Consider the following 25,747-nt stretch of genomic DNA (forward strand, 5'->3'; position numbering starts at 1 on the left):
AAAAGGATGAAGCTCATATTAGCAGCTTCATCCTTTTATTATATTTGTTCTCCATGTGTGAGGTTGGAAATGTGGTCTCGTAAATCTTCCTTCTTCACTCTCCAATGACTCCCGATCTTAAACCCCGGGATCCTGCCCTCCTGAACTAACTTATATGTGGTCATTTCACTAATTTGTAAATATTCCGCAACTTGAGCAATCGTCATGATTTCATGTTCTTGTTCCATTTGAACCTTCCTTTAAATGTCTGGCCTGTCTTTAGTTTATATTCTCCAGCCGCAGACTACAATCACCAGATAATAAAGTTTATTTACTTATCTTATTGTAAGCGCTAAACCAATATAGATATCAACGTCAACTAACTGTCACAATTACTCACATTCTCTAATAAGGCATTGCATTATGATGTGTTTTCTTATAATCTATTATAGTTGGTTATAAACAGCTATAAATCAATCTATCTTGCACTACTCGATTAGCAGCAGTTTGGAGGGAATCTTATGCAGCGAGAAATTATGACCGTCAGCCAGGTTGCTGAATATTTGCAGTTAAGTGAAATGACTACTTATAAGCTTGTACAAAAGGGCACGATACCTGCTTTTAAAATCGGCACTCACTGGCGTGTAAAAAAAGAAGATTTGCACGAATGTATTGAACGATTAAAAAAAGGTGAACGTCTATAAATTCTACTGGTACTTAACTTGATTGCTGTGAGAGTCGGCAATCTGAAAATATTATAAAGAAAGAGGTAAAACATGCCTGCACAAACTTTGAAAGAACAATGGTTTGGGAATGTCAAAGGAGATGTTATGGCGGGAATTGTAGTAGCATTAGCTCTTATTCCAGAAGCCATCGCATTCTCAATTATTGCGGGAGTAGACCCTATGGTAGGGCTTTACGCTTCCTTCTGTATTTCTGTCGTTATTGCTTTTGTCGGGGGACGTCCCGGCATGATATCTGCTGCCACTGGAGCTATGGCGCTTGTAATGATTACTCTTGTAGCTGAGCATGGTCTTGAGTACATGTTAGCCGCCACCATCTTAACTGGAATATTCCAAATTCTATTTGGCGTTTTTAAACTCGCCCGGTTTATGAAGTTCATTCCACGATCGGTCATGGTAGGCTTTGTCAATGCATTAGCTATTTTAATCTTCACCTCTCAGCTGCAGCACTTTGTAGATGAGTCCTGGATTATTTATGTATTAGTAGGGGTTACTTTAGCCATCATTTATTTATTTCCTTTATTAACGAAGTCCGTACCTTCCCCACTGGTGGCCATTATAGTTGTTTCTTTTATTGCTATTTATATGAATGCAGGGGTTCGTAATGTGGGGGATATGGGTAACTTAAGTCAAACTCTGCCTATATTTGCTCTTCCTAATATCCCTTTAAATATGAAAACATTTATGATCATTCTCCCTTATGCACTCGCTTTAACGATCGTCGGGCTGCTTGAATCACTGCTTACCGCTTCCATCGTCGACGATATGACGGACACTGAGAGTAATAAAGACCAGGAAAGCCGCGGTCAAGGTATCTCCAACATCGTAGCTGGTTTCTTCGGAGGCATGGCCGGCTGTGCCATGATTGGGCAGTCAGTAATCAACGTAAAATCTGGCGGGCGCGGGCGTTTATCTGCTCTTGTAGCTGGAGTCTTCTTGATATTCTTAATACTTGCTCTCGGAAATGTTGTCGTTCAAATCCCTATGGCTGCCCTCGCCGGAGTTATGATTATGGTTTCTATCGGAACTTTTGATTGGAGTTCTTTACGAAACCTGCATCGTGTCCCGAAAACTGATGCAGCCGTTATGATTGTCACTGTTGTCACCGTTGTCTACACACACAATTTAGCTTATGGTGTGCTGGCCGGCGTAGTCCTCAGTATGATCTTTTTTGCTGTGAAGATCTCCAAGGTTCGTGTCCTGCCCCTTTACGCCAATGAAGGCAGAAAGAAAATTTATTATGTGCAGGGACAGTTATTTTTCGCCTCGGTCACAGACTTTGTGTCTTCCATTAACTTTAAAGATAACGTTGATGTGGTAGAAATTGATCTTACTCAGTCTCATCTTTGGGATGATTCAGCTATTGGAGCTCTCGATAGTATTGAAGCTAAATTCGAACAAAGAGGAATTGAAGTTCATTTTAAAGGGTTAAACGGGGAAAGTACACGGCTGCTTAACCGTTTAGGCGGCATCTCCAAAGGTGCAAGTCACTAAATTGTTTAAAAAGGAGATCGACTATGTTTAAAAATATTTTACTTGCCACTGACGGTTCGGACCATTCTAAGCGTGCGATCGAACAGGCAATTCAAATGACAGCTCCTTATAAAGATCAAGTTACATTGGAGCTTGTCTATTCTGTTGATGGGGATACCTCTAAAGAAGATATCCTTAAACACGGGGACTCGAGTACAGCTGCTGTTAAAAGGAAAGAAAGATTCTTTGAAGTCATTCAAGAAATTGAAGCTTCCGGGGTAAAGACGGGTATCACTATACTTCATGGCGATCCAGCTGAAACGATTATTGAGTACGCTAATGAGCGGAACTATGATTGTGTAGTCGTAGGAAGCCGCGGTCGTAATAAGCTTCAGACTTTAATCTTAGGCAGTGTCAGTCACAAGCTGATGAAATATATTAAATGTCCGGTTATGGTTGTTAAATAAACTAATAAATGCATCGCCGTCGAGCTTCGGCGGTGCTTTTTTCAATTATAAATGGCAATACTAATTGCTGCTGTTGATTCATCTGTAAAAAATCAAGTTAACCAAGTACGATTCCGCAGATGGTTATCCCCCTTATAATTCATGGTTCTCTTTTTAATTACAATACTTACTGTTGTTTTAGTCCTTTCATATTGCATGCGAGCTGACTTAGGTTTAGATATGAGAATTTAAAGGAATTACCTTTAATACTTTTTTAAAACATATGTTTGATTAGGAGCATACGAAGAATTGTTTGGCCCTTAAATTTACGTTAAGGTGATAGATTTCAAATAGCGTGATTAAATATACGATCCTTACTTATTTTAGGAGGTACATGATGAAATTCGCAGGTGTAGGTTTAGTGATGCTGGCCGCTATATGCTGGGGCATTAGCGGAGGAATTGCCGATATCTTAATGACCAGGGGGTGGGATCCTATCGTGATTTCACTTTACCGGGGGGCTGTCGGTTTTATATGTTTTTTTGCGTGGTTTCTCTTTCGCTTAAGACAAAATTGGATCTTCTCTACACGTTTATACATATGGTCTTTACTTGCGGGTGTTGGTGTTGCTGGAAATTTCACGTTTTATTTTCTCAGTATCCAGGCCTCAAGCATTGCTGTTGCTGCTACTTTAATGTATACCGCACCTGTATTTGTCCTTTTCATCTCCTTTTTATTTCGGCTGGAACGTTCGACTTGGTTTAAATGGGGGTGCATTTCCGGTGTACTTATGGGAATTATCCTGCTTACCGGTGCTTACAACCTTGAGTCGGTTACCGTGAGTTTACCAGGGGTGGCAGCGGGGCTTGCTGCCGGTCTTTCTTATGCGTTGTTTATATTCGGGTTTAAAAATGCCTCCTCTATTGGAAAACCGCAGGCCAGCTTAACTATCGCCTTTTTTTCATTTTGCCTCATTCTACTTCTCATTTCGGACAAAAAAGAGACAGTTGAGGTGCTGGCGTCAAGCGACATCGGATGGTTTCTTTTATTAGGAATCGTAGGGGCTGGAATTTCTTTTATATTTTATGTGATTGGCATTCGAAGGACTACCCCGACCACTGCTTCAATGGTCGCTATGGTAGAGCCGGTGACAGCTTCATTATTTGGCGTTCTGCTTATCGGAGATCATTTGACTACCATGCAGCTTCTCGGAATGGCACTTATTCTGAGTACGGTCACCGTACTTAGTGTGAAGCAGTCCGACTGAGTAGGTTCCTGAATATAGCCTTCAGTAACCCTGCCCTTTCGATGAACATTTGGCATGTTATTCTTTTAAACAAATGGCCATTATAAACACATATCAACACTTTTGTTTAAATGAGCCGAAGACCTAATATGTTATAATAAGTTACATTCAAACAAAAAGCGGTGAAACGTAATGTTAGAGGATACTGGAGAACGTGTCATTCCAAAAGAAATGGACGCTATGAATGGATTATTGCTTGAGCACGTAGCACGCTATCACTTCTCTGAACCTTATATCAAAGGAAGAGTACTGGACATTGCCTGCGGAGTAGGATATGGAGCAGCCCATCTCGCCAAAACAAAAAAACACACGATTGATGAAATTCTCGGTGTAGATATTTGTATAGAGACCATTCAATATGCCATTCACAACTATTACCATCCTCTGCTTACTTTTAAAGCAGGAGATATTTTAGCTGAGGAATGGGTGAGTGGTGCGGGGCAGTTTGATACCATTGTCAGTTTTGAAACGATTGAGCATGTACCTGATGTAAATAAGTTCATGAACCATATGCACCAGTTGTTAGCCCCCGGAGGATGCCTGCTCCTTTCCACGCCTTTTGGTAAAGGGCTGAATCACCCGAGCGGCTCTCCTTTTCATTACTTTCAAATGACACCGGCAGAGTTTGAAGGACTGTTTGCCGAATTTAGTGAAGTAGAAATTTTTTATCAAAATGGAGTTACGATTGAACCTCCAAGAAGTGGTGTGTATTATCCACTCGGCGTTGCTGTCTGCCGAAAGTAAAGTTTTGCGTTTTAAAACCTTACACTTGTGGTAAAAAAGTAACAAAGATGGTATCATACATGTAGAAGGACATAAAATAATAAAGGCCGCAGCTGCCACTGCGGCCCGTTAGATAATGATTCCCCAGGGGATCAGCTATTCTTTGGAGAATAGACCTCACCCAATCAACTTTGCAGGTTAATAGGGAGGTCTATTTTTTATTGATCAAATCAATGATCAATGCGAGCAAAGTAATGAGCAGTGTTCCAAATGAAAACAGAACCATCATCACCTCATACACGCTGATAGGCATCACCCCCTTCTGTCATGGGGTTAGCCGACCACCCTAAAAGAACATTATCTGCTTTTATTTTATCACAAAATTAAATCTTGTCCTACCCCTTATAAGAACATACGTTCCTGTTTTACCTCTAAATTCATGAACAGAGCATGAAAGTTTATTTTTTAAAAATATCGCTTGCAATTATTTGTGAAATATTGCACAATATAATTGTGAAGTAATTCACATTATACTTTCCATCTCATATAGGAGTGATTGTGATGAACATGAATAAAAAGGATAGAGTAAACCGAGTAGTATTGATTGGTGCAGGTTTAGTCGGAAGCAGCTATGCTTTCGCGTTAATTAACCAGGCCGTAACGGAAGAATTAGTCATTATTGACCTGGATAAAGAAAAAGCAATCGGTGATGCAATGGACTTAAATCATGGGAAAGCCTTCTCTCCTTCTTCAACCAACACCTGGTATGGAGACTACAGTGACTGCGGGGATGCCGATATTGTCTGCATTTGTGCAGGTGCGAATCAGAAGCCAGGCGAAACTCGTCTTGATCTCGTAGAAAAGAACATGAAGATTTTTAAAACAATTGTTGGAGAAGTAATGGACCATAAGTTTGATGGGATCTTCTTAATTGCCACCAACCCGGTTGATATCTTAACGCATGCTACTCAAGTTTTTAGCGGTCTCCCTAAAGAAAGAGTAATTGGAAGCGGCACAACTTTGGATACAGCACGATTCCGTTATATGCTGAGTGATTATTTCAATGTTGCTACACAAAACGTTCATGCTTATATTATTGGTGAGCACGGGGATACTGAGCTTCCTGTCTGGAGTCACGCTACAATTGGAGGCGTGCCGGTCTCTAAATATTTAGAAACAAACGAAGCTTACCAGAGGGAGGATCTTCACCATTTATTTGAAGACGTAAGAGACGCAGCCTACCAGATTATTCAGAAGAAAGGTGCGACTCACTACGGTATCGCTATGAGCTTAGTCCGAATCACGAAAGCTATCCTGGGTAATGAAAATAGTATTCTTACTGTCAGCACTCACCTTAATGGTGAATATGGTGCACACGATGTATATGTTGGTGTCCCCACTATTGTCAATCGGCGTGGAGTAGAAAAAGTGCTGGAAATGGAGTTATCTGATACAGAACAGCAGCAGTTTCATCATAGTGTCAAAACATTGAAAGAGACAATGAACCCTGCTCTTGAGAAGTTATCCCTGTAATTTAATTATTTGTAATAGATAAACACTCCGGAATTATTAATAATCCCGGAGTGTTTTTAACGGTTAGATCCACTTTTTCTCTTTCATATAGAATAATGCCAGCAGTAAAAATAAGTTGGTAGCATTTTCTTTGTTATTGGCATTTAAAGAAACTGGATATTCCTTAAATCCTGATGAATTCTTTGTTTTCTTTCTTTTTACGGAGTCTTGAGATCCCAATGCTTCTTTCATGACATTGGTGAAAGCCACAAGCTTCTCCTCTACAGGGTTTGCTGAAGTTTCTTTTTCTTCCTCTTGAGAAGGTAATTCCAGCTCTTCTTCTACTGAGTCTTGTTCTTCTGCATACTCTGCTGCTTCTTCTGGTTCTTCTTTTTCTTCTACAGATGGTTCGGAATCCTCTATGGCTTCTTCAACAGCTTCCACTGAATCTAATTCTTCCTCAATGGATACTTCTGCAATTGCTTCCTCTTCAATAACTGACTCTGTAACTTCTTCTGGTTCTTCTTCGACTTTTTCCTCATTAATTACTTCTGTGATTTCTTCTGCTTCTTCCATAACTGGTTCTGTAACTTCTTCTGCTTGAACCGTGTTTTCTGATTCTTCTGCCGCAGCTTCTTCTTCGGCTTTGTCCTCCTTGATTACTTCTGCGATTTCTTCTGTTTCATTTACCTGGTCCTCTGCTTCTTCTATAACATCTTCAGAGGTTTCTTCTGTGACAGGTTCTGGCGCAACAGAAGGTTCTTCAACGATTTCTTCTGCTGAAACGTCAGCTGGCTCTACAGCATCCGTGACTTCTGCAGTCAGTTGTTCTTCTGCAACTTCTACACCAGGTATATCGAGTACCTCTGCTCGCTCTACCTGCTGCCAAGCGGATAAAATATCAGATACTACTCGACCCCAGGTATAATGCTTCTCTGCTAAAGAGCGTCCGTACCTTCCCATTTCTTCTCCAATACCTGAATTTGACAAAAGGTAAGATAAATGTTGGACAAACTCTCCTGGATCAGCCGGGTTCTCAACGATAATTCCATTCTTATGGGGTTCGATTACTTCTGTATTTCCGCCGCGGTCAGTAGTGACTATCGGAAGCGCAGCCGCCATTGCCTCATAATGGACACGGGCCAGAGGTTCCTGCCACTGAGACGTACAAACAAAAATGTCTGAAGCGGCAAACCATTCTTGAATTTTATCCGGAGCTACGAATCCTGTTTGAATCACGGGCACAGGCAACCGTTCTGCTAAGGCACGCACATAAGCGATATAGTCGGTTACATCGTTATTACTGAACCATTTGCTGCCCATAATAACTAAAGCAATATTGTCATGCTTTTCAGCTAAAGCGGGGATCGCGCGGACAAGCACATCAATGCCTTTATTAGCCGATAGCCTCCCTGCATAGAGGATAACTTTTTTTCCTTCCAAGCCATGTTCCGACCTTAAACGATTTCTCATTTCTTTAGCTGCCTGTGAATAAGAAGGCACAAAACGATCCAGGTCTACTCCGGAGTAAATAGTTTGAATCTTAGGTGCGGCCTCAGGGTAAAAGTCGCGAATCGTCTGGCCGATATACTGACTGATTGTAATAATTCGATCCACGTTCTGAACAACTAAAGTACCTTCTTCCGCACGCAGTTTCTCCGGCTTAAACATATCATTATGCATACTTAAAATAATTTTGGCATCGGGAGCCAGCTGACGTACTTTGTTTACTAGACGAGGGCGGTTAAAGATATGAATAATGTCATAGCTTTGCTGATCTGCCTGCAAAAACTGAACAACATTTTCCCGATACGATTCTAGAATACCGCCTTCTACACGGACATAACGGACTCCTTCACGTATTTCTTCCCCGGGAAGTGATTCATCTTCTCTTCCAAGGACTGTTATTTGATGCTTCTGCTTTAATACAGGGAGTGCGCCATCGATATACGTTTGGATAGCTCCGCCTTTAATAGCGGGCACAGGTAATTTCTCTGTACATATAATTAAGACTTTCATTACTCAGATTGACCTCCTTTCCTATCTAGTGCCAGCTGCTCTAACACCGGCCATTTTTGTTGATCCATTTCAATATACTTTTGAATCTCCTGCTCTAATTCCACAGTCATAAAAGTAGTTGGGGAATAGACAATATCTTTCACGTTTTTATAAAATAAGCTCGGCAGTGACAAATCTATCATTAATAGTTCATAAACTTCGTCTGAGATAGGGTTGGCTTCATCATAAGCCTTGATCATTTCCCTGGCGAAATCGACATCCCATCTCCCCATTGTATTCATACAGCCAGCAATCAGCTTCCGTAAGTCCCGGATAGTAATATCAAAGGAAACACCGTCTAAGTCAATTACCCAGACGCCATCATCGCCCATCTGTGCGTTGGACCAGCCATAATCCTGGTGTACCAGTCCGGCTTCCTCCGTTCCTTTTGCCAGGATATCAGCATACGATGAATTTTCTAAACGGATTCGTGCTTGACGAGCCTGCTCTTGAAAAACATCTACTGAATCGAGTATGATGCCGCTTGCCGGATATTCCTTGTATGCCGTTGCAATATCACGGAACCATCCTATTTTCTTCTCAATACGTTCATAAGCTCTTGGCCAACGGTGCAAACGAGATACGAACTCAGCATCCCCCGGCGGAACGTATCCTTTTGTTAATTGGTGAAATTCTCCCAGTGCATAACACAGCTTCTTTGTACCTTCTAAGTCTTCCGGCAGTTGGTAAAGGGTTTCGTTCCACTCGGCTACAAACCAAAGCTTTCCTCCCCTTTCCACATAATTCTCACCTTGCTTTGTTTTAAAAATTGCGGGAACTCTTGCCTTTCTCACTTCAACAAGGTATTCCTGCGCCCCTAAGCTGAATTTACTCTTAGTCGGCCGACGGTGAAGCAGCTTTAAACTAAAAGGTCCTTTATCGGTATTAATTTTCCAAATTGCTCCGCCTTGTTCATCTTTTGTTGCAATTAATGTTCTGTCTTTTACTGACAAATCATATTCGAGTAAAACTATATCGGCCATTTCTTCAACATATGTGGGTACATATAGTTCCCCGGTTAGGTTTTCATGTAACCATGGTTGAATTATTTGATTACTCATTTTTTCACCTCCATAGTATCCATATTCTATTCAACAGTCATTACGTTTGTATGGGGAGATGGCTGATTGACTTTAGATCAATCTTTTTGAAGACTTTCCCTCTATCCCTGTTAATAGCCGTTACTATATTCAAGCTTCCTAATATATTACTTGTATAACGGCTCAGCAATTACAAGGGGAATGAAATTATGAAAATACTAATTATAGGGATGGGGTATGTAGGTACAACAACGGGCGTCGTGTTTGCGAAGCAGGGGCATGAAGTAACAGGGCTGGATATTGATGAAAGTAAAATAACGTCGCTTAGAAAAGGAAAACTATATTTTCACGAGCCGGGACTTCAAGAGATGTTATTGGATCAAATGAAAAACGGCCGTCTGCAATTCACTTCAGATCCTAATTCCGCAATCGAAAACCACGACCTCCTATTTATTACTGTAGGAACTCCTTCCTTAAATAATGGAAAAGCAGACTTAACATATGTAAAGAGTGCAGCGGAAATGATCGGCCGCTACAAGAATAACGAAAAGGTCGTCATTGTGAAAAGCACGGTTCCCATAGGGACCACTGATAAAGTGGAACAATGGATTCATCAATCTGCCAATGATCCCTCGGCCATTCATGCAGCAATGAATCCTGAATTCTTACGTGAAGGCAGCGCCTTATACGATGCTCTGCACCCCAGCCGTATTGTCATAGGAAGCCAGAGCTCAGCCGCCGTAAGTGAGTTAAAAAAATTATACAGTCCTTTTTCCTGTCCTCTGCTTGTGACATCTACAAAAGCAGCAGAAATGATTAAATACGCATCGAATGCTTTTCTGGCAACAAAAATCTCATTTATTAATGAAGTGGCTAAGCTATGTGATCAAGTAGGTGTGCAGGTCACGGATGTAGCTAAAGGAATGGGGATGGATGAGCGGATCGGACCCGCTTTCTTACAGGCAGGACTCGGATATGGTGGTTCCTGCTTTCCAAAGGACGTCAAAGAATTTACTGAAACCGCTCAATCGTTAGGGGTGCCTTTAACGATTCTTGAAGACGTAGAGAAGGTAAATCAGCTACAGTCTCACTATTTCATTAACAGGGTAAAGGAAGTGTACCCTTCATTAAAAGGAAAGAAAGTAACGGTCCTTGGGCTGTCTTTCAAACCACACACAGACGACATCCGTGAATCTGTAGCTTACCCTGTCATGGATCAGCTGTTAAAGGAAGAAGCGTCCATCATTGCTCACGACCCTGTTGTGAATCTATCAACAGAGTGGCTGAAACGAGGGGTCACCCAATGCTGGGACCCGTATGTTGCCGTTAAAAACAGCGATCTTATTATCATTACAACCAATTGGCCTCACTATGAAAAGATGAATTGGGCGAGAGTACAAGATCTAGTCGCTCACCCTTATCTATTTGACGGCAGAAACATGCTGGATGCAGAAGAAATGAAGAACCTTAAATTTAAGTATCAGGGAATCGGCTATTCATAAATGGCTTACGATAGAAAGGAGGAAGAAATGAAAGGATTAATATTAACAGCCGGAAAAGGAACAAGACTGCGTCCGCTGTCTCATACCCGGCCTAAACCATTGCTTCCCGTGGCCAATCAGCCTGTAATCCAGTATGGAATAGAGCGGCTGCGCGAAATAGGTATAAGAGAAATCGGACTCGTCATCCAGCCTGGATCTAAAGAAATTTTCGAACAAACGCTGGACCACTTTACAGACGTTCAATTCAAATATATATATCAGCATGAACAAAAAGGAATCGCACACGCTGTAAAGCAGGCTGAGTCGTTTATTGGAAAAGATTCTTTTATTCTACTCTTAGGTGATAACCTGATTAACGAATCGTTAGTTTCTTTAAAAGAAGCCGCGATTTCATCAGGAACTTACGGTACCGTAATGGTGACTGAGGTAGAGAAACCTGAAGACTACGGGATCGCAGAAATAAAGGAAGATCGAATTATAAAGGTTGAAGAAAAACCAGCCCAGCCGAAATCCAACTTAGCTATTATCGGCGTCTACCTCTTTAACCCGGCCATATTTAAGGCGATTGACTCACTCACACCCTCTGCCCGGGGGGAATACGAGATCACTGACGCCATTCAATGGATGATTGATCACAATCTGTCCGTTAATTATATTAAAGCGGAGCGCCCCACTTTTGATGTAGGAACAATGGAGCGATGGCTGGAAGCGAATCAATGGGTATTGGAGCAGAACCCCGACCTTAAGCATCATAAAAAAGTGAAAAATTCAATCATTATCCCTCCTGTAAAAATCGGAGCACAGTGCAAAATAAAAAATGCTGTTATTGGCCCTTACGTCTCTATAGAATCAGGTACTACCATTAAAAACTGCCACATAAAAAACAGCATCATATTGCAGGATTCTGTTTTTAAAAATATCCCTTATGAAATTATCGATAGTATTTTTGGAGAAAACACAAAGTTCGTCGCTAAAGATACCAAGGACCGATTCATCCATGGAATGTTTGGAGATGACACCTCCTTCATCTTCTCCAATTCTTATGGCGGGAAAAAGAAAAAATAAATTCGTAAAGCTGTGAAGACCACCTCCCTTCACAGCTTTTTCATGTGAACTCTCTCCCTCTTACATACATATAGTACGTATGGAATGATTATAAAACTGTATGGGGTGAAGCTATGATTTTACTAACAGGAGCTGCCGGCTTTATCGGAGCCCACCTTGCGAAACGCCTGCTCTCTAAAGACCATAACGTGCTTGGAATCGATAATTTAAACAGCTATTATGATGTTCAATTAAAAGAAGACCGTTTAGATTGGATTCAACATCCAAATTTCACTTTTGAACAAGTGGACCGGGTGGACAAAAACCGCTTAGATGCATTATTTAAGAAGCATCAGCCTTCTTTAGTTATTGACCTGGCTGCTCAAGCCGGAGTCCGATACAGTCTTGAGAACCCCCAAGCCTATGTCGATTCAAATATAACCGGCTTTTTAAACATATTAGAGGCTTGTCGTCATTATAAGGCAGAGCAGCTTATCTACGCTTCTTCGAGCTCTGTTTACGGTGCGAATACGAAGATGCCTTTCTCCGTTAAGGATAACGTGGACCACCCTGTAAGCTTATATGCCGCAACAAAGAAAGCAAACGAATTAATGGCCCATACGTACAGTCACCTTTACAGCCTGCCGACTACCGGATTACGATTTTTTACTGTGTATGGACCCTGGGGGCGCCCAGACATGGCCCTGTTCACTTTTACAAAATCTATCCTGGAAGGAAAACCAATCCAAGTATTTAATCAAGGCAGCATGATGAGAGACTTCACGTATATCGATGATATCGTAGAAGGAATCGTACGATTAATCAAAACTAAGCCTTCTCCTGACCCGGAATGGAAGGGAGAGACTCCTGACCCGAGTAAAAGCTCAGCTCCTTACCGTATTTATAACATGGGGAACAGCAAACCTGTTAAGCTGATGGATTTCATTACTGCCATTGAAAACAAACTCTCCATTACAGCACATAAAGAATACTTACCTTTACAAAGCGGTGACGTTATTGCTACGTATGCAGATGTCGAAGACCTTATTCGCGACACAGGGTATAAGCCCAATACTCCAATTGATAAAGGAGTAGGAAAGTTTATTGACTGGTATAGAGCCTATTATGGAGTATAAAAAATAGAGAGATCCATTGAGGAACCTCTCTATTTCTGATTCAGCAGCCTTAAGCTGTTTAATATGACGAGCAGTGCTGCTCCTGTATCACTGAGGACAGCCATCCATAACGTTAAAAATCCAGGAAATATTAAAGATAACGCTGCTATTTTAGTGAGCAGGGAAAACCATATGTTCTGTTTAATTATGGTCAAGGTCCGCCGGCTTAAATCAATCGTATGAGGAAGTTTCTCCAGATTATCAGCCATCAGCACAATCTCCGCTGTTTCCATCGCTGTATCCGTTCCCGCTCCTCCCATCGCAATCCCTAAGTCAGCTGTGGCAAGCGCTGGAGCATCATTTATACCATCTCCTACCATAGCCACTCGTTTCCCTTCCTTCTGCAGTTTTTCAACGACTCCTACTTTGTCTTCAGGCAGCAGCTGTGCGAAATATCGTTCTACGCCTGTCTGACGGGCTATTTTCCCGGCGGTCCCGTCATTATCCCCTGTTAACATGACAATCTCCTGCATACCTGCCTGATTAAGCTTTTGTATAGACTGAACTGTAATCTCCCGAATGGTATCGGCTACTGCGATAACACCAAAAATGTCCGACCGCGTCCCAACAATAATCAGAGTGTGGCCCTCTTGTTGTAAGTCCACCATTTTCTGCTCTATCGATTTCAATGAGACGTTAAACTCTTGATAGATCGCAGGATTCCCTGCAAAATATTCTACTCCGTTAATGACGGCTTTTGCACCTTTACCTGCAATCGATTCAAAAGCAGCTCCCTCCTTTGCAGGAATAGACCGCTCCTCTGTATACGAAAGAACAGCTTGTGCGATAGGATGAGTGGAGTGTTCTTCAATCGTACGAGCAATACTCAGCCATTCTTTTTCTTCTCCCTTTACCGTAAAGATATGAGATACTTTAGGCTTACCTTCTGTCAGGGTCCCCGTTTTGTCAAAAGCCATGGCAGTAATGGAACCCGCCTTCTCTAAAAACGTTCCCCCTTTAATGAGTACACCGTTCTTAGCCGCATTCCCGATCGCAGATACAATGGCTACGGGGGTAGAAATGACTAAAGCACACGGACAGGCTACAACGAGTAATGCCAATCCTTTATACAACCATTCACTCCAGGCCCCCATCCCTATAAGCGGAGGGAAAATCATGATAAAAAGAGCCAGACCGAAGACGATCGGAGTATAAACTTTTGCAAAGCGATCAACAAAAGCTTGAGTGGGTGCCTTTTTCTCCTGCGCTTCTTCCACAAGATGAATAATCTTGGCTATCGTTGTATCTTTAACCAGTTTCGTCACCTGTACCTCTAACGATCCGTGTTCATTTACCGTTCCAGCATAAACCTTATCCCCTGCTTTCTTGTCAACAGGCATGGATTCGCCCGTAATCGGAGCTTGATTTATACTGGAAACTCCTGAGATTATCTTCCCGTCTAAGGGGAGCTTATCCCCCGGCTTAATCAATATCGTGTCATGTACCGCAATATCCTCCACATGCTTTCGAACCCACTCTCCTTCTATTTTTACCGTGGCTTCACTTGGAGTTAATTTAAATAAGTTACGAATAGACTCGCGCGTACGCTCAATGGAGCGGCTTTGCAGTGTATTTCCTAAAGCAAATAACCAGACGACCGTGGCGCCTTCGAACCATTCCCCGATCAAAGCAGCCCCCACAGCTGCCGAGACCATTAATACGTTCATATCAAGGGATCTGCTTTTTATCGCATAAAAAGCACTTTTCGCCGGCTTATACCCTCCTACAACTATAGCGGCTGCATAAATCATGATAATAAATACTTGCGGAAGACTCGTAAACGAACCAATAAATCCGGCCCCTAACAGCAGACCTGACATTGTCGTTGTCAAATGCTTCAGGCTCTTATGAACTGATCTTTGCTCCTCCTTCTGACCACCTTCAAGAGCGGCCTGGAAGCCTGACTTTTCTACTTCCTTTCGAATAACCTCTTCAGTCGTTTCGTGAGCTACCTGCATCCTGCCGGTAGAAAAATTCACACGTACTTCGTTAACAGCAGGGTGGTTCAAAAGGTGCTTCTCAATCGTGTCCGCACAGGAACCACAATCCATCCCATCCACTCTGTAAGTTTCCATAGACTTTGAGTCCTCTATAGGATCAGCGTGAAAGCCAAGCTTCTTAAGGTGCGATGGAATATGATCACTGTTTAAAGAACTCTCTACCTCAGCACTCAGCTTCCCCGACCCGTAGTTCACCCGCGCCTTACGGATGCCCTCTTCTTTCATCAGGCTTTTCTCGATTGTGTCTGCACAGGAAGGACAGTCCATTCCTGCTACATTATATTCCACAGCCGATACAGCATTTTCCTCTTCTTTCGCACAACAGCTTTCGTTTATTCGCTCATTTGACTGTTTCATAATTATTCCCCGCATTTCTTGATAGTCTATTATTCTTTAGCATGAACCATGGCAATAGATACAAGCTGGTGGACGTGATCATCTGCTAAGGAGTAAAAGACCAGCTTTCCTTCCTTACGATATTTAGCCAGCCCCATGTTACGCAGCAGACGTAAATGATGAGAGGCTGTAGCCGTTGTCGAGTTGATAATATTTGCGACATCACACACACATAATTCATTCTCCAGCGTTAATGCATACGCAATTTTCAAACGAGTTGAATCCGATAAAGCTTTAAATATTAATTCCACTCCAAGGACTTCATCCATTTTCGGCTGGATGCGGCTGACGAGCTGTTCGTCATAACAAAACGTATCGCATGTATCTTTAGCTTTCGTATTTACGTTCTTTTCTCTCATTATTCTCACCTTCATTCAAATATTTATTTGATTGTTAGTTTATAGTGTATGATGGTTCCTCCAATTAGTCAAACATATATTTGAATGATCAGTGAAACCTATAGTTTCCTTACGAATTCTTAAAATACTCATGAGCTAACAAACATTCCTATATCAGGGGACTATCTTCGCTATGCCCAGATACTGCGGCGAATTATAAGCTGCTAATTGCTAAACCAGTATCAATTTGATTACAGTCAAATATTTGCGGGAGGTGTAAAAACAGCCGCTCCCCAAAGGAAGCGGCTGGAAGGGTGATTCAACTAATGCCCCGATAGTTGAATCATGAATAGACATGGATTCTGTAGATACAAATGGGTGATGGACAACCACTTGCTTTCTGCCGGGGAGACCGCGGCTGCAAAAGCAGGAACGAGGAAGAAAACAAACAGAGGGATTCTTACCTTCTCAACGCCAGCAGGATCCCCGTGGTTCCAAGAAGCAATCATGATAAGGGGACGTGGAAAGCGAGTCGTTCCCCGCCGCCCCCTTTTTCGACCCAGCCATCTCGGGAACGAGTCTTCCGGTAAACTGCCCATTAAATAAAGTAAACTCTTATATAAAAAGGGAAAGCCCCAAAAGTCTACAATAGACTTTTGGGGCTTTCCCTTTATTAGTTAAATCTTTTATTGATTTTAATATTTGGATATTAATTTACTACACAATTTCTGCTTCTGACTCCTCTGCTTATTCAACAGTCACACTTTTTGCAAGGTTACGAGGCTTATCAACATCACAATCACGGTGAAGAGCTGCATAGTAAGAGACAAGCTGGAACGGTACTACTGAAACCAATGGCGTCAGAAGATCATGGACATGCGGGATAACAAAAGCATCGCCTTCCTTGTTTAATCCCTTCATGCTGATAATCATGCTGTTTGCTCCGCGTGCTTCTACTTCCTGAACATTGCCGCGGATGGAGTAGTTAACATTCTCCTGGGTAGCCAGGGCAATTACAGGCGTACCTTCTTCGATTAAAGCAATGGTACCGTGCTTTAACTCTCCGCCGGCAAAACCTTCTGCCTGGATATAGGAAATTTCTTTTAATTTCAGAGAACCTTCAAGACCGACATAGTAATCAATGCCCCGGCCGATGAAGAAGCAGTTGCGGGTTGTTGGCAGATAATCTGCCGCTAATTGCTCCAGTGCTTCTTTTTGATCGGTTAAAGCTTCCATAGCATTTGCTACAATACCAAGTTCCTGCATTGGATCGAAATCTAATTCAAGTCCTTTAGCGCGCGCTGTATCAACAGCTAAAATAGCCAGAACAGCCATTTGAGCTGTGTATGCTTTAGTAGAAGCTACCGCAATTTCAGGACCTGCGTGCAGATGCATCGTGTAATCTGCTTCACGGGAAAGGGTGGATCCAGGCACGTTCGTAATTGTCAGTGCCGGATGTCCAAGTTCTTTTGTTTGGACGAGGACCGAACGACTGTCGGCGGTCTCGCCGCTTTGAGAGATATATACGAATAAAGGCTTTTTAGAAAGCAGCGGCATGTTGTAAGAGAACTCACTGGCTACGTGTACTTCAACTGGAATATTGGCTAATTTCTCAATGAATTGTTTGCCCAGCAGCCCAGCATGATAGCTTGTTCCTGCGGCGATGATATAAATACGATCACAGACTTTCATCGCTTCACGAATCTCCGGTTCCAGTTTGATTTGATCATTCTCATCCTGATATTCCTGAATGATTTTACGAATGACAAAAGGCTGTTCATCGATTTCTTTAAGCATGAAATGAGGGTACGTTCCCTTCTCAATATCCGTCGCATCAAGCTCAGCTGTAAACGGTTCACGCGTTACTCTCTCCCCGTCTGGAGATTGAATAACTACTTCATCACGGCGCAGTAAAACAGTCTCTTTATCCATTAGTTCAAGGAATTGGTCGGTGACGTGAAGTGCAGCCATTGAATCACTGGCTACAGCATTAAAGTCTTCCCCAAGTCCTACAAGTAATGGGCTTTTATTTTTTGCCACATAAATGGTATCTTCATCTTCCGCATCAATTAGAGCGATTGCATATGAACCTGTCAAAAGGTTGACAGCTTTACGGAAAGCAGCCGCTACATCATTAAGTTCATTGTTTAAAACTTCAATGAGCTGAACGATGATTTCCGTGTCAGTTTCACTCTTCATTTCTACGTTAGAAAGGTAGTCATTTTTTACATCCAGATAGTTCTCAATCACACCATTATGCACGATTGTAAACCGTCTGGACGTGCTCTGGTGCGGGTGAGCATTCTCTTCACTCGGAGCTCCGTGTGTCGCCCAGCGGGTATGGCCGATACCTAATGTAGAGTGGACGCTTTGATCCACTGCTTCCCGAAGTGAGGCGATCCGCCCTTTAACTTTAGACACTTTTACTCCGCCGTTTAAAGTGGCAATTCCTGCTGAGTCATACCCTCTATATTCAAGCTTTTCCAACCCATTTAATAAAATTTCCTTCGTATCTTCTCGTCCGATATATCCTACAATTCCACACATAGTTGTTTTCCTCCTAAAATAAAAGAAAGGAGCAAACAACGAACATACTAAAACTAGCAGGGGCCGTCATTTGCCCCTCTCCCGTTGCCGTTTTTTTATTTAGCACTTGGTTTGTATGATTTGGGCAGAGAGTCGCCTCTCTGATTTAGCATACAAACATTCGGTTGAAGTGCAGCAACCGGGAGGCATCCGCCGAACACTCGATGAACCTCCACCTCGTCAACTGTGCTTAAATACCGTTCTGCACAGCCCTGGCGCTTGTTTAACCCTTTTTTCACTTTCCTCCTTTACTCCTTATGAATAAAGGCCTTTACTTATTTTACGAAAGAAATCCAAGTAAAACTTCTTTCGCCATTTTTTTCAAGGCTATGCCTCATTTTACCCGAAGACAAGCTGACGGGTCAATGAAATTCATAAAAACCTTCTCACTATAAATTATGCGCAGGAGGGCCTTTAGTGCCCGGCCTGCGCCATGGTCCTGGTTATTCTTTCATGCCTAATTCTTCATTTACGACTTGTACCACTTTCTCTACATAAGATTCACATTGTTCTTCTGTTGGAGCCTCCACCATAATGCGTACGAGCGGCTCCGTTCCGGAAGGGCGTACTAAAACGCGGCCGCTTTCTCCCATTTCTTCCTCCACAGCTTGAATGGTTTCCTGGATACGCGGGTGAGTCTGAACGGCCTGCTTATCGATCACCCGTATGTTCTTCAGTACTTGAGGGAATTTCTTCATCTCATTTGCAAGCTCTGACAGCGGTCTTCCTGTTTCTTTTAATACATTGACGAGCTGAAGGGCTGTAAGCATTCCATCTCCCGTAGTATTATGTTCCAGGAAAATGATATGACCGGACTGCTCTCCCCCCAGGTTATAGCCGCCCCTGCGCATTTCCTCCATAACGTAGCGGTCCCCCACTGCCGTCTTATCGCTCTTCATTCCCTGTGCTTCAATCGCTTTGTAAAAGCCCAGATTACTCATCACTGTGGATACGACGGTTGAATGTTTCAGTGTCCCCTTCTCATTCATGAATTTAGCAATAACGTACATAATACGGTCGCCATCAACTATATTACCTTTTTCATCAACAGCGATTAAACGATCTCCATCTCCGTCAAAGGCAAGTCCGACATCCGCCTGCTTTTCCTTAACCAGCGCTTGAAGGGCCTCTGGATGAGTCGATCCTACGTTTTTGTTAATATTTAATCCATCCGGAGATGAGCCAATAGATGAAATATCGGCTTCTAAATCTGCAAACAAATGGGAGGCCAGTGAAGATGTCGCTCCATGTGCACAATCAAGTGCAATATGTAGTCCATCAAAATCATAGTCCACTGTCTGCTTTAAATGCTGCATGTACTTCTGGCCGCCTTCGAAGTAATCATTAATCTGGCCGAGATCGGCTCCGGAAGGGCGGGGGAGTGTATCTTCTTCTGCATCAATTAACGCCTCAATCTCTTCTTCCTGAGCGTCTGATAATTTAAATCCGTCCGGACCAAAGAATTTAATTCCATTGTCCTCCACAGGATTATGAGAAGCAGAGATCATAATCCCCGCTTCCGCCTGAAGCGCTTTTGTCAAAAAAGCTACGCCGGGAGTCGAAATGACCCCCATCCTCATCACTTCTGCACCAATAGAGAGAAGTCCCGCAGCCAGGGCTCCTTCAAACATCTCTCCGGAAATTCGAGTATCACGTCCAATTAATACCTTTGGACGTTCTACCCCTTTAGTTACTACATATCCGCCGTAACGGCCCAATTTAAAAGCCAGCTCGGGGGTTAGTTCTTTATTAGCTACACCACGGACACCGTCCGTTCCGAAATATTTACCCATCTCACAAGACCTCTCTTTCATCTCTTTACTATTGTTCCTCGGCCGGTTCTTCTACTTCGACGTCAACTTCCACCTGTTCAGGCTCGACAATTGAAACATCATCCGGAAGCGGGACGTCGACATTCACTGTATCGTTTTCAGTAATATCAGATACGTCCACTGGAACATCATCGAAATTATCGATTTCTTCTAACACATCATTCGGTCCTCTTATGGTCACACTGTCGGTCTCAGAGGTAATCGAATCTACTTCCACACCTTCAGGAGTCTCTCCTTCAGGTTCAAAGGAAATCGATACATCTTTCTCTGGTCTTCTAATCGGCACAGTAACGTCCACCGAGGTGGGGTCTAATAAAACATTTAATTCATTGCCCTGCGCATCGTACACTTTAACAGGCGCCTCTATATCTTCCAATGTGCCTTCAGCTTCACCTACGTCAATTATAGCTTTTACAGATGCAACTTTATCTATTGCTTCAGAGGAGCCGGTAATGGTCACCTCTTCCGGCTCAATCACCGCATCCCCTATTGTGTATTCATTCTCGATTTCACTTTCATTAATGTAATCAATATCAACAGGGAAGTTCTGACTTTCCTTCTCTTCAATCGTAACTTCGACAACTTGAGGCTCTATATTCACCGACAATTGATTAGAAATACCTGAATGCTGGACAGTCACTTCGTGGGTGCCGGGTCCTAAATCATTTAGATCGACGAATGCTGTGAAATTCTGCTGCCTTACAACAGGCGCAGCTGCGCTGTTTGGCCCTTCAACAGATACTACCACATTTTGCGGAAGTCCGCTGACTACATATTCCTCACTGTCAAATTGAACTTCTAAAGGAATGTCGTTCATTACCTCAGTAACCGATGAAGTGTCATTGAACCACTGTGAATCGCTGTCCAGGTTATCATCTACATTTATAGAAACCCACAGCAGTACAGCCAGAAGCAAGGAGATAATACGAATAAACCATTTATTTTTAAATAAATTATCCATTCTTTTTCCCCCTCCAATTCCATGATTTTGCTGCAGGGGTTTTAGAGCGGTAGTCCAGCTCACTTTTCAGGATTTCTTCAAGCTTCTCTTGATCGAGCTGGCGGTGAAGTTCCCCATTCTTTGTACAGGAAATGCCGCCGGTCTCTTCAGATACGATAATAGTTACTGCATCAGTCACTTCACTAATGCCCATGGCTGCTCTATGTCTCGTCCCTAATTCTTTGGAAATAAACGGACTCTCTGATAAAGGCAGATAACAAGCGGCGGCGATAATCTTATCTTCTTTAAGTATCACAGCACCATCGTGCAGCGGTGTATTTGGAATAAATATGTTAGTTAATAACTCGCTGGATAATTGGCCGCCTATAGGAATTCCAGTCTCTACATAATCTCCCATGCCGGTTTCTCTTTCAATAGTAATTAATGCGCCTATACGACGCTTAGCCATGTAGTTACACGACTTAATGATCGCTTGAATGGATTTATCCGTATCCTCTTCTTCTCCTGTGGTACGACTGAAGAAGCTTCCACGTCCCAGCTGTTCAAGCGCCCGTCTTAATTCAGGCTGAAATAATATTATAATAGCGAGAAAACCCCAAGTAATGGCTTGTGACATTAACCACCTGAGCGTGGACAGTCCGAATAAATTACTCAATAACCATATACCCAGTACAACGAAGATGCCTTTTAACAATTGAACGGCCTTCGTTCCCTGGATCAGCATGATTAATTTATATACAACAAACCAGACAAGGGCGATATCAATTGCAATTAATAGTACATCTAATACATCCAGTCCCCCATCAAGCATGCTCACACTTCCTTTTAAAGAAATTCAGCTACGCTAAAAATTGCCATAGCCTGTATTATTATAACACATTTCTATTTTTTCAGTTATTAAATACTGGATACAAAAACTTAAACCACTGTCACAGTCACAGTGGTTTAATTCAGGTTATTCAGCAGCAAAAGAAAAGATTTCCGTTACAAATTTCTTTGTATGGTACCACATCCACTCAAAAACCTGATTTACTTCATTTACTTCGCCGCTGGCATAGGCTTGATAATTCTCACCATTTGCTAGTTCATTCTCTGGATCATCTGTTATGAAATCTCCATTAATCAATGTGATATCTCCATCAATCTTACCCTCTACTTTAAGGTCTCCATTACGGACAACCAGATCTCCATCCACTGTAATGTTTTCAGGAACAATAACCGTATTGTTTTCAATAATTAAATTTTCCTGTTTTGATACAGAAACCTGTTGGTCCTGATTCCAGGCAGAGAAAATACCGCTGAACATCAGTAAAAAGAAGATCGCCGCAGCAGTGATAATCGGATGGCGCTGCAATTTCCTTATATAATTGCGTCTTTTTTTCTCTTTTGGGAGAGCTGCCATCACATCAGCCGTGAAATTCGATGGTGCCGCTATTGGTCCGGTGTCTTTTATTAACGCTGTCGAACGCTTTAATTCATGAAAATGTTTTTGGCAGGATGTGCAAGCTTGTAGATGGTCGCGCAGTCGTCTCTCTTCTTCTCTTTCTAATTCACCATCTAAATGCTTATGCATAAGGATTACAGCTTCTTGTTTACAATTCATTCCCTCTCAACTCCTTTACACATGACGAAGCCTTTTCCTTAAGGCTTCCCTGCCCCGGTGTATCCTTGTCTTTACGGTGCCGATCGGCACATCAAGTACTTCCGCAATTTCCTGCAGGGCCAGTTCGTCTAAATATCTCAGGACGATGACACTTCTATACTTGGGAGGCAGAGCCAGAATTTCACGGTGAATATAGCTCTGTAATTCAAGGCTTTCCACCTCTTCTTCCGGCAGCGCTTGATCCATAGCTAACTGGGAGTACATATCCAGCCCATCCGTACCTTTAACTTCAGCATCCAGATAGTAATCCGGCTTCTTCTTTCTAATACGGTCTATCGTTAAGTTAGTTGCTATTCGATAAAGCCATGTAGAAAATTTCCTCCGCTCATCAAAGCTTGCAATATTCGTATATGCGCGGATAAAAGCCTCTTGAGCCAAGTCCTCAGCTTCATAAGCATTTCCTATCATTCGATAGCAAATATGATAAACTTTGTTCTGGTAGAAGGATACAATGTCCTCAAACGCAGATTGATCCCCTTTTTTGACCTCTTTAATTTTTTTCTTTATTATTGTTTCCATTTCTCTACCTCCGCTTGTCGTGCGGTTATAACCCTTACGTATGAAGAACAGTAAAGGTTTCAAAAATCCTTATATTTTTATAAAATAGCGTTTAAAGTTTATGTAAAGAGGATATAAGTTAGGGACTGAAGTTTTAAATTACAAGGGGTGTAAGTATGAATGTTGAATTAAAGCTTTTAACAGAAATAGAAGAGTGCCGTAAAGAAATGAACCGGCTCGCCAAACGTTACTCTTTAACTTCTAAGCATGTGGTCTATGTAAGTTCAAAGCTGGATTACTTACTCAATGAATATGAAACTATAAAACAAAAGGATCAGCAACCTCCCTTTCGCAAGGTTAGCTGCTGATATCAGTCAACTCTCTATAATAAACTCTCTCCTAACAAAGATCCCATCAAACCAACAGCCATACCAGCCGTCTTGTTCTTTTCATCAAGAATCGGATTGACTTCAACAAATTCTGCTGAGGTAATCATTTTCGATTGGGCCAGCATCTCCATGGCTAAGTGGCTCTCCCTGTAACTTAACCCGCCCATTACCGGCGTTCCAACACCAGGAGCTTCATTCGGATCCAAACCATCTAAATCTAAACTTAAGTGTACACCATCCGTACGGTCTTTTAAATACTTAATTGTTTCTTCCATTACAGCAGGCATTCCCATCTTGTCAACTTCGTGCATTGTGTATACTTGTATGCCTTTTTCTTTAATTAATGCTCTTTCTCCTTCATCAAGCGACCTGGCACCGATAATGACAATATTCTCAGGTTTGATTTTCGGAGTATAGTCCAGAATGGATGTTAACTTCTTATGCCCGATTCCAAGACTTACAGCTAAAGGCATACCATGAATGTTACCGGAAGGAGAGCTTTCACCTGTGTTTAAATCACCGTGAGCGTCATACCAGATGACCCCGAGATTGTTGTAATGTTTAGCCACACCAGCCAGCGTTCCCATGGCTATACTGTGATCTCCACCTAAGACCAGAGGAAAAGCACCGTCTTTAACAACTTCATCTACCTTTTCCGCTAATCGGATGCTCCCTTCTGCAACTTCCAGAAGGTTTCTAAGGTTATCAACTTTTTCCTGATCATTATGTGTTGGTCTGGCTATTTCAATATCCCCTAAATCCTCAATATCTAATTTTAATTGTTCCAAACGATCAATGATCCCCGCATACCGTATCGCACTCGGTCCCATGTCTACCCCGCGTCGGTTCTGACCTAGATCCATAGGTACTCCGATAATTGAAATCTTTTTATTCATTCTTCGTTCCTCCTTTATTCAAACTATTCCAATTGTATACGTTTTCATTGAAATGACTCAACCAGACAAAATTATGTATATATATACGTTATGAATCTTTAATCAGCCGGCGTATGGCATCATTTAAATCTTCCGCAATATAACCAGGTTTACGAATGTGATTACTTACTTGTAATTCGTGGACGGCGCTCTTCCCTCCACCAGTCAGTACTAGAATCTGTTCACAACCTGCCCTCTGACCTGCTTCGATATCTTTCAAGCGATCACCGATTACAATGCAGTCACCAGGATTTAACCTATAATCATGACATGCATTATTAATCATTCCAGGAGCCGGTTTTCTACACTCACATCCCGCTTCCGGATGATGAGGACATAAAAAAATACCATCAAAACCGAATCCTTCTAATTCTTTCTCAAATGCCTTAACGGAAGATCTGCCCATTGAAATTCCCGGCTGATTCGTAAAAGAAAACAGGAGGCAGCCGTGATCTTTTAATTTTAATAAACTCTCCAAAACCCCGGGGTATAAAGTAAATTGACCAGGATACTCAATTTGATCAGAACCTCCAAGTGTCCCATCACGATCAATAAACACAGCTTTCATAGAAACTCCACCTCTGAACTAAGAATTAGTAACGCAAAACTAAAAAAGCTGACATCTCATCGTAGATGTCAGCTATGTATCAAAATATAGGGAAATTATTTTATGGTGGAGCCTAGCGGGATCGAACCGCTGACCTCCTGCGTGCAAAGCAGGCGCTCTCCCAGCTGAGCTAAGGCCCCGGCTTATGGAGCGGGAGACGGGATTCGAACCCGCGACCCCCACCTTGGCAAGGTGGTGTTCTACCACTGAACTACTCCCGCTTAAAGGAAAGCAGCGGACGGCAGTGGTCCGCTGTGTTGAGTGAGCCATGGAGGGCTCGAACCTCCGACCCTCTGATTAAAAGTCAGATGCTCTACCAGCTGAGCTAATGGCTCCTAATAAATAGGCGATCCATAAATCTATTTCTAGACGCACTAAAATAAAATAGCCATCCTTTAATTATAAAGAAGAGCTACAGATTATAGCAAGTATGAAAATGGCTGGGCTAGCTGGATTCGAACCAGCGCATGACGGTACCAAAAACCGTTGCCTTACCGCTTGGCTATAGCCCAATGTTCATTAAGTATTATTTACTGTTTCT

Annotated in this window: 25 protein-coding genes and 4 tRNA genes; 10 read left to right on the forward strand and 19 right to left on the reverse strand. The window is 42.3% G+C overall.

Features of this window, described 5'->3' with window-relative positions; genetic code table 11:
- Positions 1-38: 38 nt before the first annotated feature.
- Positions 39-227: a helix-turn-helix domain-containing protein gene (locus LF822_RS21075; RefSeq protein ID WP_253926073.1), complete on the reverse strand. Its 189-nt coding sequence runs from the start codon at positions 225-227 to the stop codon at positions 39-41.
- Positions 228-500: 273 nt separating this feature from the next.
- On the opposite strand from LF822_RS21075, the gene LF822_RS21080 reads away from it, so the two are divergent.
- The 5 genes from LF822_RS21080 (at position 501) to LF822_RS21100 (ending at position 4,691) form a co-directional block, all read left to right on the forward strand.
- On the forward strand, positions 501-683 hold the full coding sequence (locus LF822_RS21080; RefSeq protein ID WP_253926074.1) for a helix-turn-helix domain-containing protein: 183 nt from the start codon (positions 501-503) through the stop codon (positions 681-683).
- Between the two features lie 72 nt (positions 684-755).
- Positions 756-2,216, forward strand: a complete 1,461-nt coding sequence (locus tag LF822_RS21085; protein WP_253926075.1) for a SulP family inorganic anion transporter — start codon at positions 756-758, stop codon at positions 2,214-2,216.
- Positions 2,217-2,239: 23 nt separating this feature from the next.
- Positions 2,240-2,662: a universal stress protein gene (locus LF822_RS21090; protein WP_253926076.1), complete on the forward strand. Its 423-nt coding sequence runs from the start codon at positions 2,240-2,242 to the stop codon at positions 2,660-2,662.
- Positions 2,663-3,038: 376 nt separating this feature from the next.
- Positions 3,039-3,908 (forward strand): DMT family transporter, encoded by an 870-nt coding sequence (locus tag LF822_RS21095; RefSeq protein ID WP_253926077.1) that lies wholly within the window; start codon positions 3,039-3,041, stop codon positions 3,906-3,908.
- A gap of 171 nt (positions 3,909-4,079) precedes the next feature.
- Positions 4,080-4,691 carry a class I SAM-dependent methyltransferase gene (locus tag LF822_RS21100; protein WP_253926078.1) on the forward strand — a complete coding sequence of 204 codons (612 nt, stop codon included), beginning with the start codon at positions 4,080-4,082 and terminating at the stop codon, positions 4,689-4,691.
- Positions 4,692-4,881: 190 nt separating this feature from the next.
- Here LF822_RS21100 and LF822_RS21105 read toward each other — a convergent pair whose 3' ends face one another.
- Complete coding sequence (locus tag LF822_RS21105; RefSeq protein WP_256522567.1) at positions 4,882-4,983, reverse strand: putative holin-like toxin; 102 nt, start codon at positions 4,981-4,983, stop codon at positions 4,882-4,884.
- A 254-nt stretch (positions 4,984-5,237) separates the two neighbouring features.
- On the opposite strand from LF822_RS21105, the gene LF822_RS21110 reads away from it, so the two are divergent.
- Entirely contained in the window at positions 5,238-6,203 is a 966-nt protein-coding gene (locus tag LF822_RS21110) for an L-lactate dehydrogenase (RefSeq protein ID WP_253926101.1), read from the forward strand.
- A gap of 63 nt (positions 6,204-6,266) precedes the next feature.
- Here LF822_RS21110 and LF822_RS21115 read toward each other — a convergent pair whose 3' ends face one another.
- Both LF822_RS21115 and LF822_RS21120 read right to left on the reverse strand, forming a co-directional pair.
- The gene (locus LF822_RS21115) at positions 6,267-8,201 is read right to left on the reverse strand and encodes a glycosyltransferase family 4 protein (protein WP_253926079.1); all 1,935 of its coding nucleotides are present in this window, start codon (positions 8,199-8,201) and stop codon (positions 6,267-6,269) included.
- Positions 8,201-9,301: a CotS family spore coat protein gene (locus tag LF822_RS21120; RefSeq protein ID WP_253926080.1), complete on the reverse strand. Its 1,101-nt coding sequence runs from the start codon at positions 9,299-9,301 to the stop codon at positions 8,201-8,203. Before LF822_RS21120 ends, LF822_RS21115 begins: the two co-directional genes overlap by 1 nt.
- A 188-nt stretch (positions 9,302-9,489) precedes the next feature.
- Between LF822_RS21120 and LF822_RS21125 the strand changes: the two genes are divergently transcribed.
- The 3 genes from LF822_RS21125 to LF822_RS21135 all read left to right on the forward strand — a co-directional run bounded on the left by LF822_RS21125 (position 9,490) and on the right by LF822_RS21135 (position 12,962).
- Entirely contained in the window at positions 9,490-10,782 is a 1,293-nt protein-coding gene (locus LF822_RS21125; RefSeq protein WP_253926081.1) for a UDP-glucose dehydrogenase family protein, read from the forward strand.
- Between the two features lie 27 nt (positions 10,783-10,809).
- Complete coding sequence (locus LF822_RS21130; RefSeq protein WP_253926082.1) at positions 10,810-11,847, forward strand: glucose-1-phosphate thymidylyltransferase; 1,038 nt, start codon at positions 10,810-10,812, stop codon at positions 11,845-11,847.
- Between the two features lie 113 nt (positions 11,848-11,960).
- Positions 11,961-12,962: an NAD-dependent epimerase gene (locus tag LF822_RS21135; RefSeq protein WP_253926083.1), complete on the forward strand. Its 1,002-nt coding sequence runs from the start codon at positions 11,961-11,963 to the stop codon at positions 12,960-12,962.
- Between the two features lie 29 nt (positions 12,963-12,991).
- Here the strand turns inward: LF822_RS21135 and LF822_RS21140 are convergent, their stop codons facing one another.
- The 9 genes from LF822_RS21140 to sigW form a co-directional block, all read right to left on the reverse strand.
- A complete protein-coding gene (locus LF822_RS21140) occupies positions 12,992-15,358 on the reverse strand; it encodes a heavy metal translocating P-type ATPase (RefSeq protein WP_253926084.1) in 2,367 nt (788 codons plus the stop codon).
- A 29-nt stretch (positions 15,359-15,387) separates the two neighbouring features.
- Positions 15,388-15,756: an ArsR/SmtB family transcription factor gene (locus tag LF822_RS21145; RefSeq protein ID WP_253926085.1), complete on the reverse strand. Its 369-nt coding sequence runs from the start codon at positions 15,754-15,756 to the stop codon at positions 15,388-15,390.
- Between the two features lie 302 nt (positions 15,757-16,058).
- Positions 16,059-16,334 carry a hypothetical protein gene (locus LF822_RS21150; RefSeq protein ID WP_253926086.1) on the reverse strand — a complete coding sequence of 92 codons (276 nt, stop codon included), beginning with the start codon at positions 16,332-16,334 and terminating at the stop codon, positions 16,059-16,061.
- A gap of 148 nt (positions 16,335-16,482) precedes the next feature.
- Positions 16,483-18,282, reverse strand: a complete 1,800-nt coding sequence (gene glmS, locus LF822_RS21155) for a glutamine--fructose-6-phosphate transaminase (isomerizing) (protein WP_253926087.1) — start codon at positions 18,280-18,282, stop codon at positions 16,483-16,485.
- A gap of 482 nt (positions 18,283-18,764) precedes the next feature.
- Positions 18,765-20,114: a phosphoglucosamine mutase gene (glmM, locus tag LF822_RS21160; RefSeq protein WP_253926088.1), complete on the reverse strand. Its 1,350-nt coding sequence runs from the start codon at positions 20,112-20,114 to the stop codon at positions 18,765-18,767.
- 28 nt (positions 20,115-20,142) lie between these two features.
- Positions 20,143-21,114: a CdaR family protein gene (locus LF822_RS21165; protein WP_253926089.1), complete on the reverse strand. Its 972-nt coding sequence runs from the start codon at positions 21,112-21,114 to the stop codon at positions 20,143-20,145.
- The gene (gene cdaA, locus LF822_RS21170) at positions 21,107-21,925 is read right to left on the reverse strand and encodes a diadenylate cyclase CdaA (RefSeq protein WP_253926090.1); all 819 of its coding nucleotides are present in this window, start codon (positions 21,923-21,925) and stop codon (positions 21,107-21,109) included. The genes LF822_RS21165 and cdaA overlap by 8 nt, the downstream gene beginning before the upstream one ends.
- Before the next feature lie 144 nt (positions 21,926-22,069).
- Positions 22,070-22,717 (reverse strand): zf-HC2 domain-containing protein, encoded by a 648-nt coding sequence (locus LF822_RS21175; protein ID WP_253926091.1) that lies wholly within the window; start codon positions 22,715-22,717, stop codon positions 22,070-22,072.
- A 15-nt stretch (positions 22,718-22,732) separates the two neighbouring features.
- A complete protein-coding gene (sigW, locus tag LF822_RS21180) occupies positions 22,733-23,296 on the reverse strand; it encodes an RNA polymerase sigma factor SigW (RefSeq protein WP_253926092.1) in 564 nt (187 codons plus the stop codon).
- Between the two features lie 155 nt (positions 23,297-23,451).
- Here sigW and LF822_RS21185 point away from each other — a divergent pair, with 155 nt between their 5' ends.
- On the forward strand, positions 23,452-23,643 hold the full coding sequence (locus tag LF822_RS21185) for an aspartyl-phosphate phosphatase Spo0E family protein (RefSeq protein ID WP_253926093.1): 192 nt from the start codon (positions 23,452-23,454) through the stop codon (positions 23,641-23,643).
- Positions 23,644-23,657: 14 nt separating this feature from the next.
- Here the strand turns inward: LF822_RS21185 and rocF are convergent, their stop codons facing one another.
- The 6 genes from rocF to LF822_RS21215 all read right to left on the reverse strand — a co-directional run bounded on the left by rocF (position 23,658) and on the right by LF822_RS21215 (position 25,718).
- Positions 23,658-24,560, reverse strand: a complete 903-nt coding sequence (rocF, locus tag LF822_RS21190; RefSeq protein WP_253926094.1) for an arginase — start codon at positions 24,558-24,560, stop codon at positions 23,658-23,660.
- Positions 24,561-24,648: 88 nt separating this feature from the next.
- Positions 24,649-25,167 (reverse strand): HAD-IIIA family hydrolase, encoded by a 519-nt coding sequence (locus LF822_RS21195; RefSeq protein ID WP_253926095.1) that lies wholly within the window; start codon positions 25,165-25,167, stop codon positions 24,649-24,651.
- A 103-nt stretch (positions 25,168-25,270) separates the two neighbouring features.
- Positions 25,271-25,346, reverse strand: a tRNA-Ala gene (locus tag LF822_RS21200).
- A 6-nt stretch (positions 25,347-25,352) separates the two neighbouring features.
- Positions 25,353-25,427 (reverse strand) — tRNA-Gly (locus LF822_RS21205).
- A 41-nt stretch (positions 25,428-25,468) separates the two neighbouring features.
- Positions 25,469-25,541: transfer RNA gene (locus LF822_RS21210), tRNA-Lys, on the reverse strand.
- A gap of 102 nt (positions 25,542-25,643) precedes the next feature.
- A tRNA-Gln gene (locus LF822_RS21215) sits at positions 25,644-25,718 on the reverse strand.
- Positions 25,719-25,747: the final 29 nt, after the last annotated feature.

The organism is Halobacillus sp. A5 (assembly GCF_024189315.1).
Taxonomy (GTDB): domain Bacteria; phylum Bacillota; class Bacilli; order Bacillales; family Halobacillaceae; genus Halobacillus_A.

What these genes read in the sequence shown, in the direction of transcription:
- rocF (WP_253926094.1), bottom strand. Translation starts at nt 24,560, where the DNA reads ATGAATAAAAAGATTTCAATTATCGGAGTACCTATGGATCTAGGTCAG.
- LF822_RS21125 (WP_253926081.1), top strand. Translation starts at nt 9,490, where the DNA reads ATGAAAATACTAATTATAGGGATGGGGTATGTAGGTACAACAACGGGC.
- LF822_RS21145 (WP_253926085.1), bottom strand. Translation starts at nt 15,756, where the DNA reads ATGAGAGAAAAGAACGTAAATACGAAAGCTAAAGATACATGCGATACG.
- LF822_RS21080 (WP_253926074.1), top strand. Translation starts at nt 501, where the DNA reads ATGCAGCGAGAAATTATGACCGTCAGCCAGGTTGCTGAATATTTGCAG.
- LF822_RS21110 (WP_253926101.1), top strand. Translation starts at nt 5,238, where the DNA reads ATGAATAAAAAGGATAGAGTAAACCGAGTAGTATTGATTGGTGCAGGT.
- LF822_RS21175 (WP_253926091.1), bottom strand. Translation starts at nt 22,717, where the DNA reads ATGAATTGTAAACAAGAAGCTGTAATCCTTATGCATAAGCATTTAGAT.
- cdaA (WP_253926090.1), bottom strand. Translation starts at nt 21,925, where the DNA reads ATGCTTGATGGGGGACTGGATGTATTAGATGTACTATTAATTGCAATT.
- LF822_RS21165 (WP_253926089.1), bottom strand. Translation starts at nt 21,114, where the DNA reads ATGGATAATTTATTTAAAAATAAATGGTTTATTCGTATTATCTCCTTG.
- LF822_RS21075 (WP_253926073.1), bottom strand. Translation starts at nt 227, where the DNA reads ATGGAACAAGAACATGAAATCATGACGATTGCTCAAGTTGCGGAATAT.
- LF822_RS21150 (WP_253926086.1), bottom strand. Translation starts at nt 16,334, where the DNA reads ATGGGCAGTTTACCGGAAGACTCGTTCCCGAGATGGCTGGGTCGAAAA.
- LF822_RS21185 (WP_253926093.1), top strand. Translation starts at nt 23,452, where the DNA reads ATGAATGTTGAATTAAAGCTTTTAACAGAAATAGAAGAGTGCCGTAAA.
- LF822_RS21105 (WP_256522567.1), bottom strand. Translation starts at nt 4,983, where the DNA reads ATGCCTATCAGCGTGTATGAGGTGATGATGGTTCTGTTTTCATTTGGA.
- LF822_RS21120 (WP_253926080.1), bottom strand. Translation starts at nt 9,301, where the DNA reads ATGAGTAATCAAATAATTCAACCATGGTTACATGAAAACCTAACCGGG.
- glmS (WP_253926087.1), bottom strand. Translation starts at nt 18,282, where the DNA reads ATGTGTGGAATTGTAGGATATATCGGACGAGAAGATACGAAGGAAATT.
- LF822_RS21090 (WP_253926076.1), top strand. Translation starts at nt 2,240, where the DNA reads ATGTTTAAAAATATTTTACTTGCCACTGACGGTTCGGACCATTCTAAG.
- LF822_RS21100 (WP_253926078.1), top strand. Translation starts at nt 4,080, where the DNA reads ATGTTAGAGGATACTGGAGAACGTGTCATTCCAAAAGAAATGGACGCT.
- LF822_RS21115 (WP_253926079.1), bottom strand. Translation starts at nt 8,201, where the DNA reads ATGAAAGTCTTAATTATATGTACAGAGAAATTACCTGTGCCCGCTATT.
- LF822_RS21095 (WP_253926077.1), top strand. Translation starts at nt 3,039, where the DNA reads ATGAAATTCGCAGGTGTAGGTTTAGTGATGCTGGCCGCTATATGCTGG.
- sigW (WP_253926092.1), bottom strand. Translation starts at nt 23,296, where the DNA reads ATGGAAACAATAATAAAGAAAAAAATTAAAGAGGTCAAAAAAGGGGAT.
- glmM (WP_253926088.1), bottom strand. Translation starts at nt 20,114, where the DNA reads ATGGGTAAATATTTCGGAACGGACGGTGTCCGTGGTGTAGCTAATAAA.
- LF822_RS21130 (WP_253926082.1), top strand. Translation starts at nt 10,810, where the DNA reads ATGAAAGGATTAATATTAACAGCCGGAAAAGGAACAAGACTGCGTCCG.
- LF822_RS21135 (WP_253926083.1), top strand. Translation starts at nt 11,961, where the DNA reads ATGATTTTACTAACAGGAGCTGCCGGCTTTATCGGAGCCCACCTTGCG.
- LF822_RS21195 (WP_253926095.1), bottom strand. Translation starts at nt 25,167, where the DNA reads ATGAAAGCTGTGTTTATTGATCGTGATGGGACACTTGGAGGTTCTGAT.
- LF822_RS21085 (WP_253926075.1), top strand. Translation starts at nt 756, where the DNA reads ATGCCTGCACAAACTTTGAAAGAACAATGGTTTGGGAATGTCAAAGGA.
- LF822_RS21140 (WP_253926084.1), bottom strand. Translation starts at nt 15,358, where the DNA reads ATGAAACAGTCAAATGAGCGAATAAACGAAAGCTGTTGTGCGAAAGAA.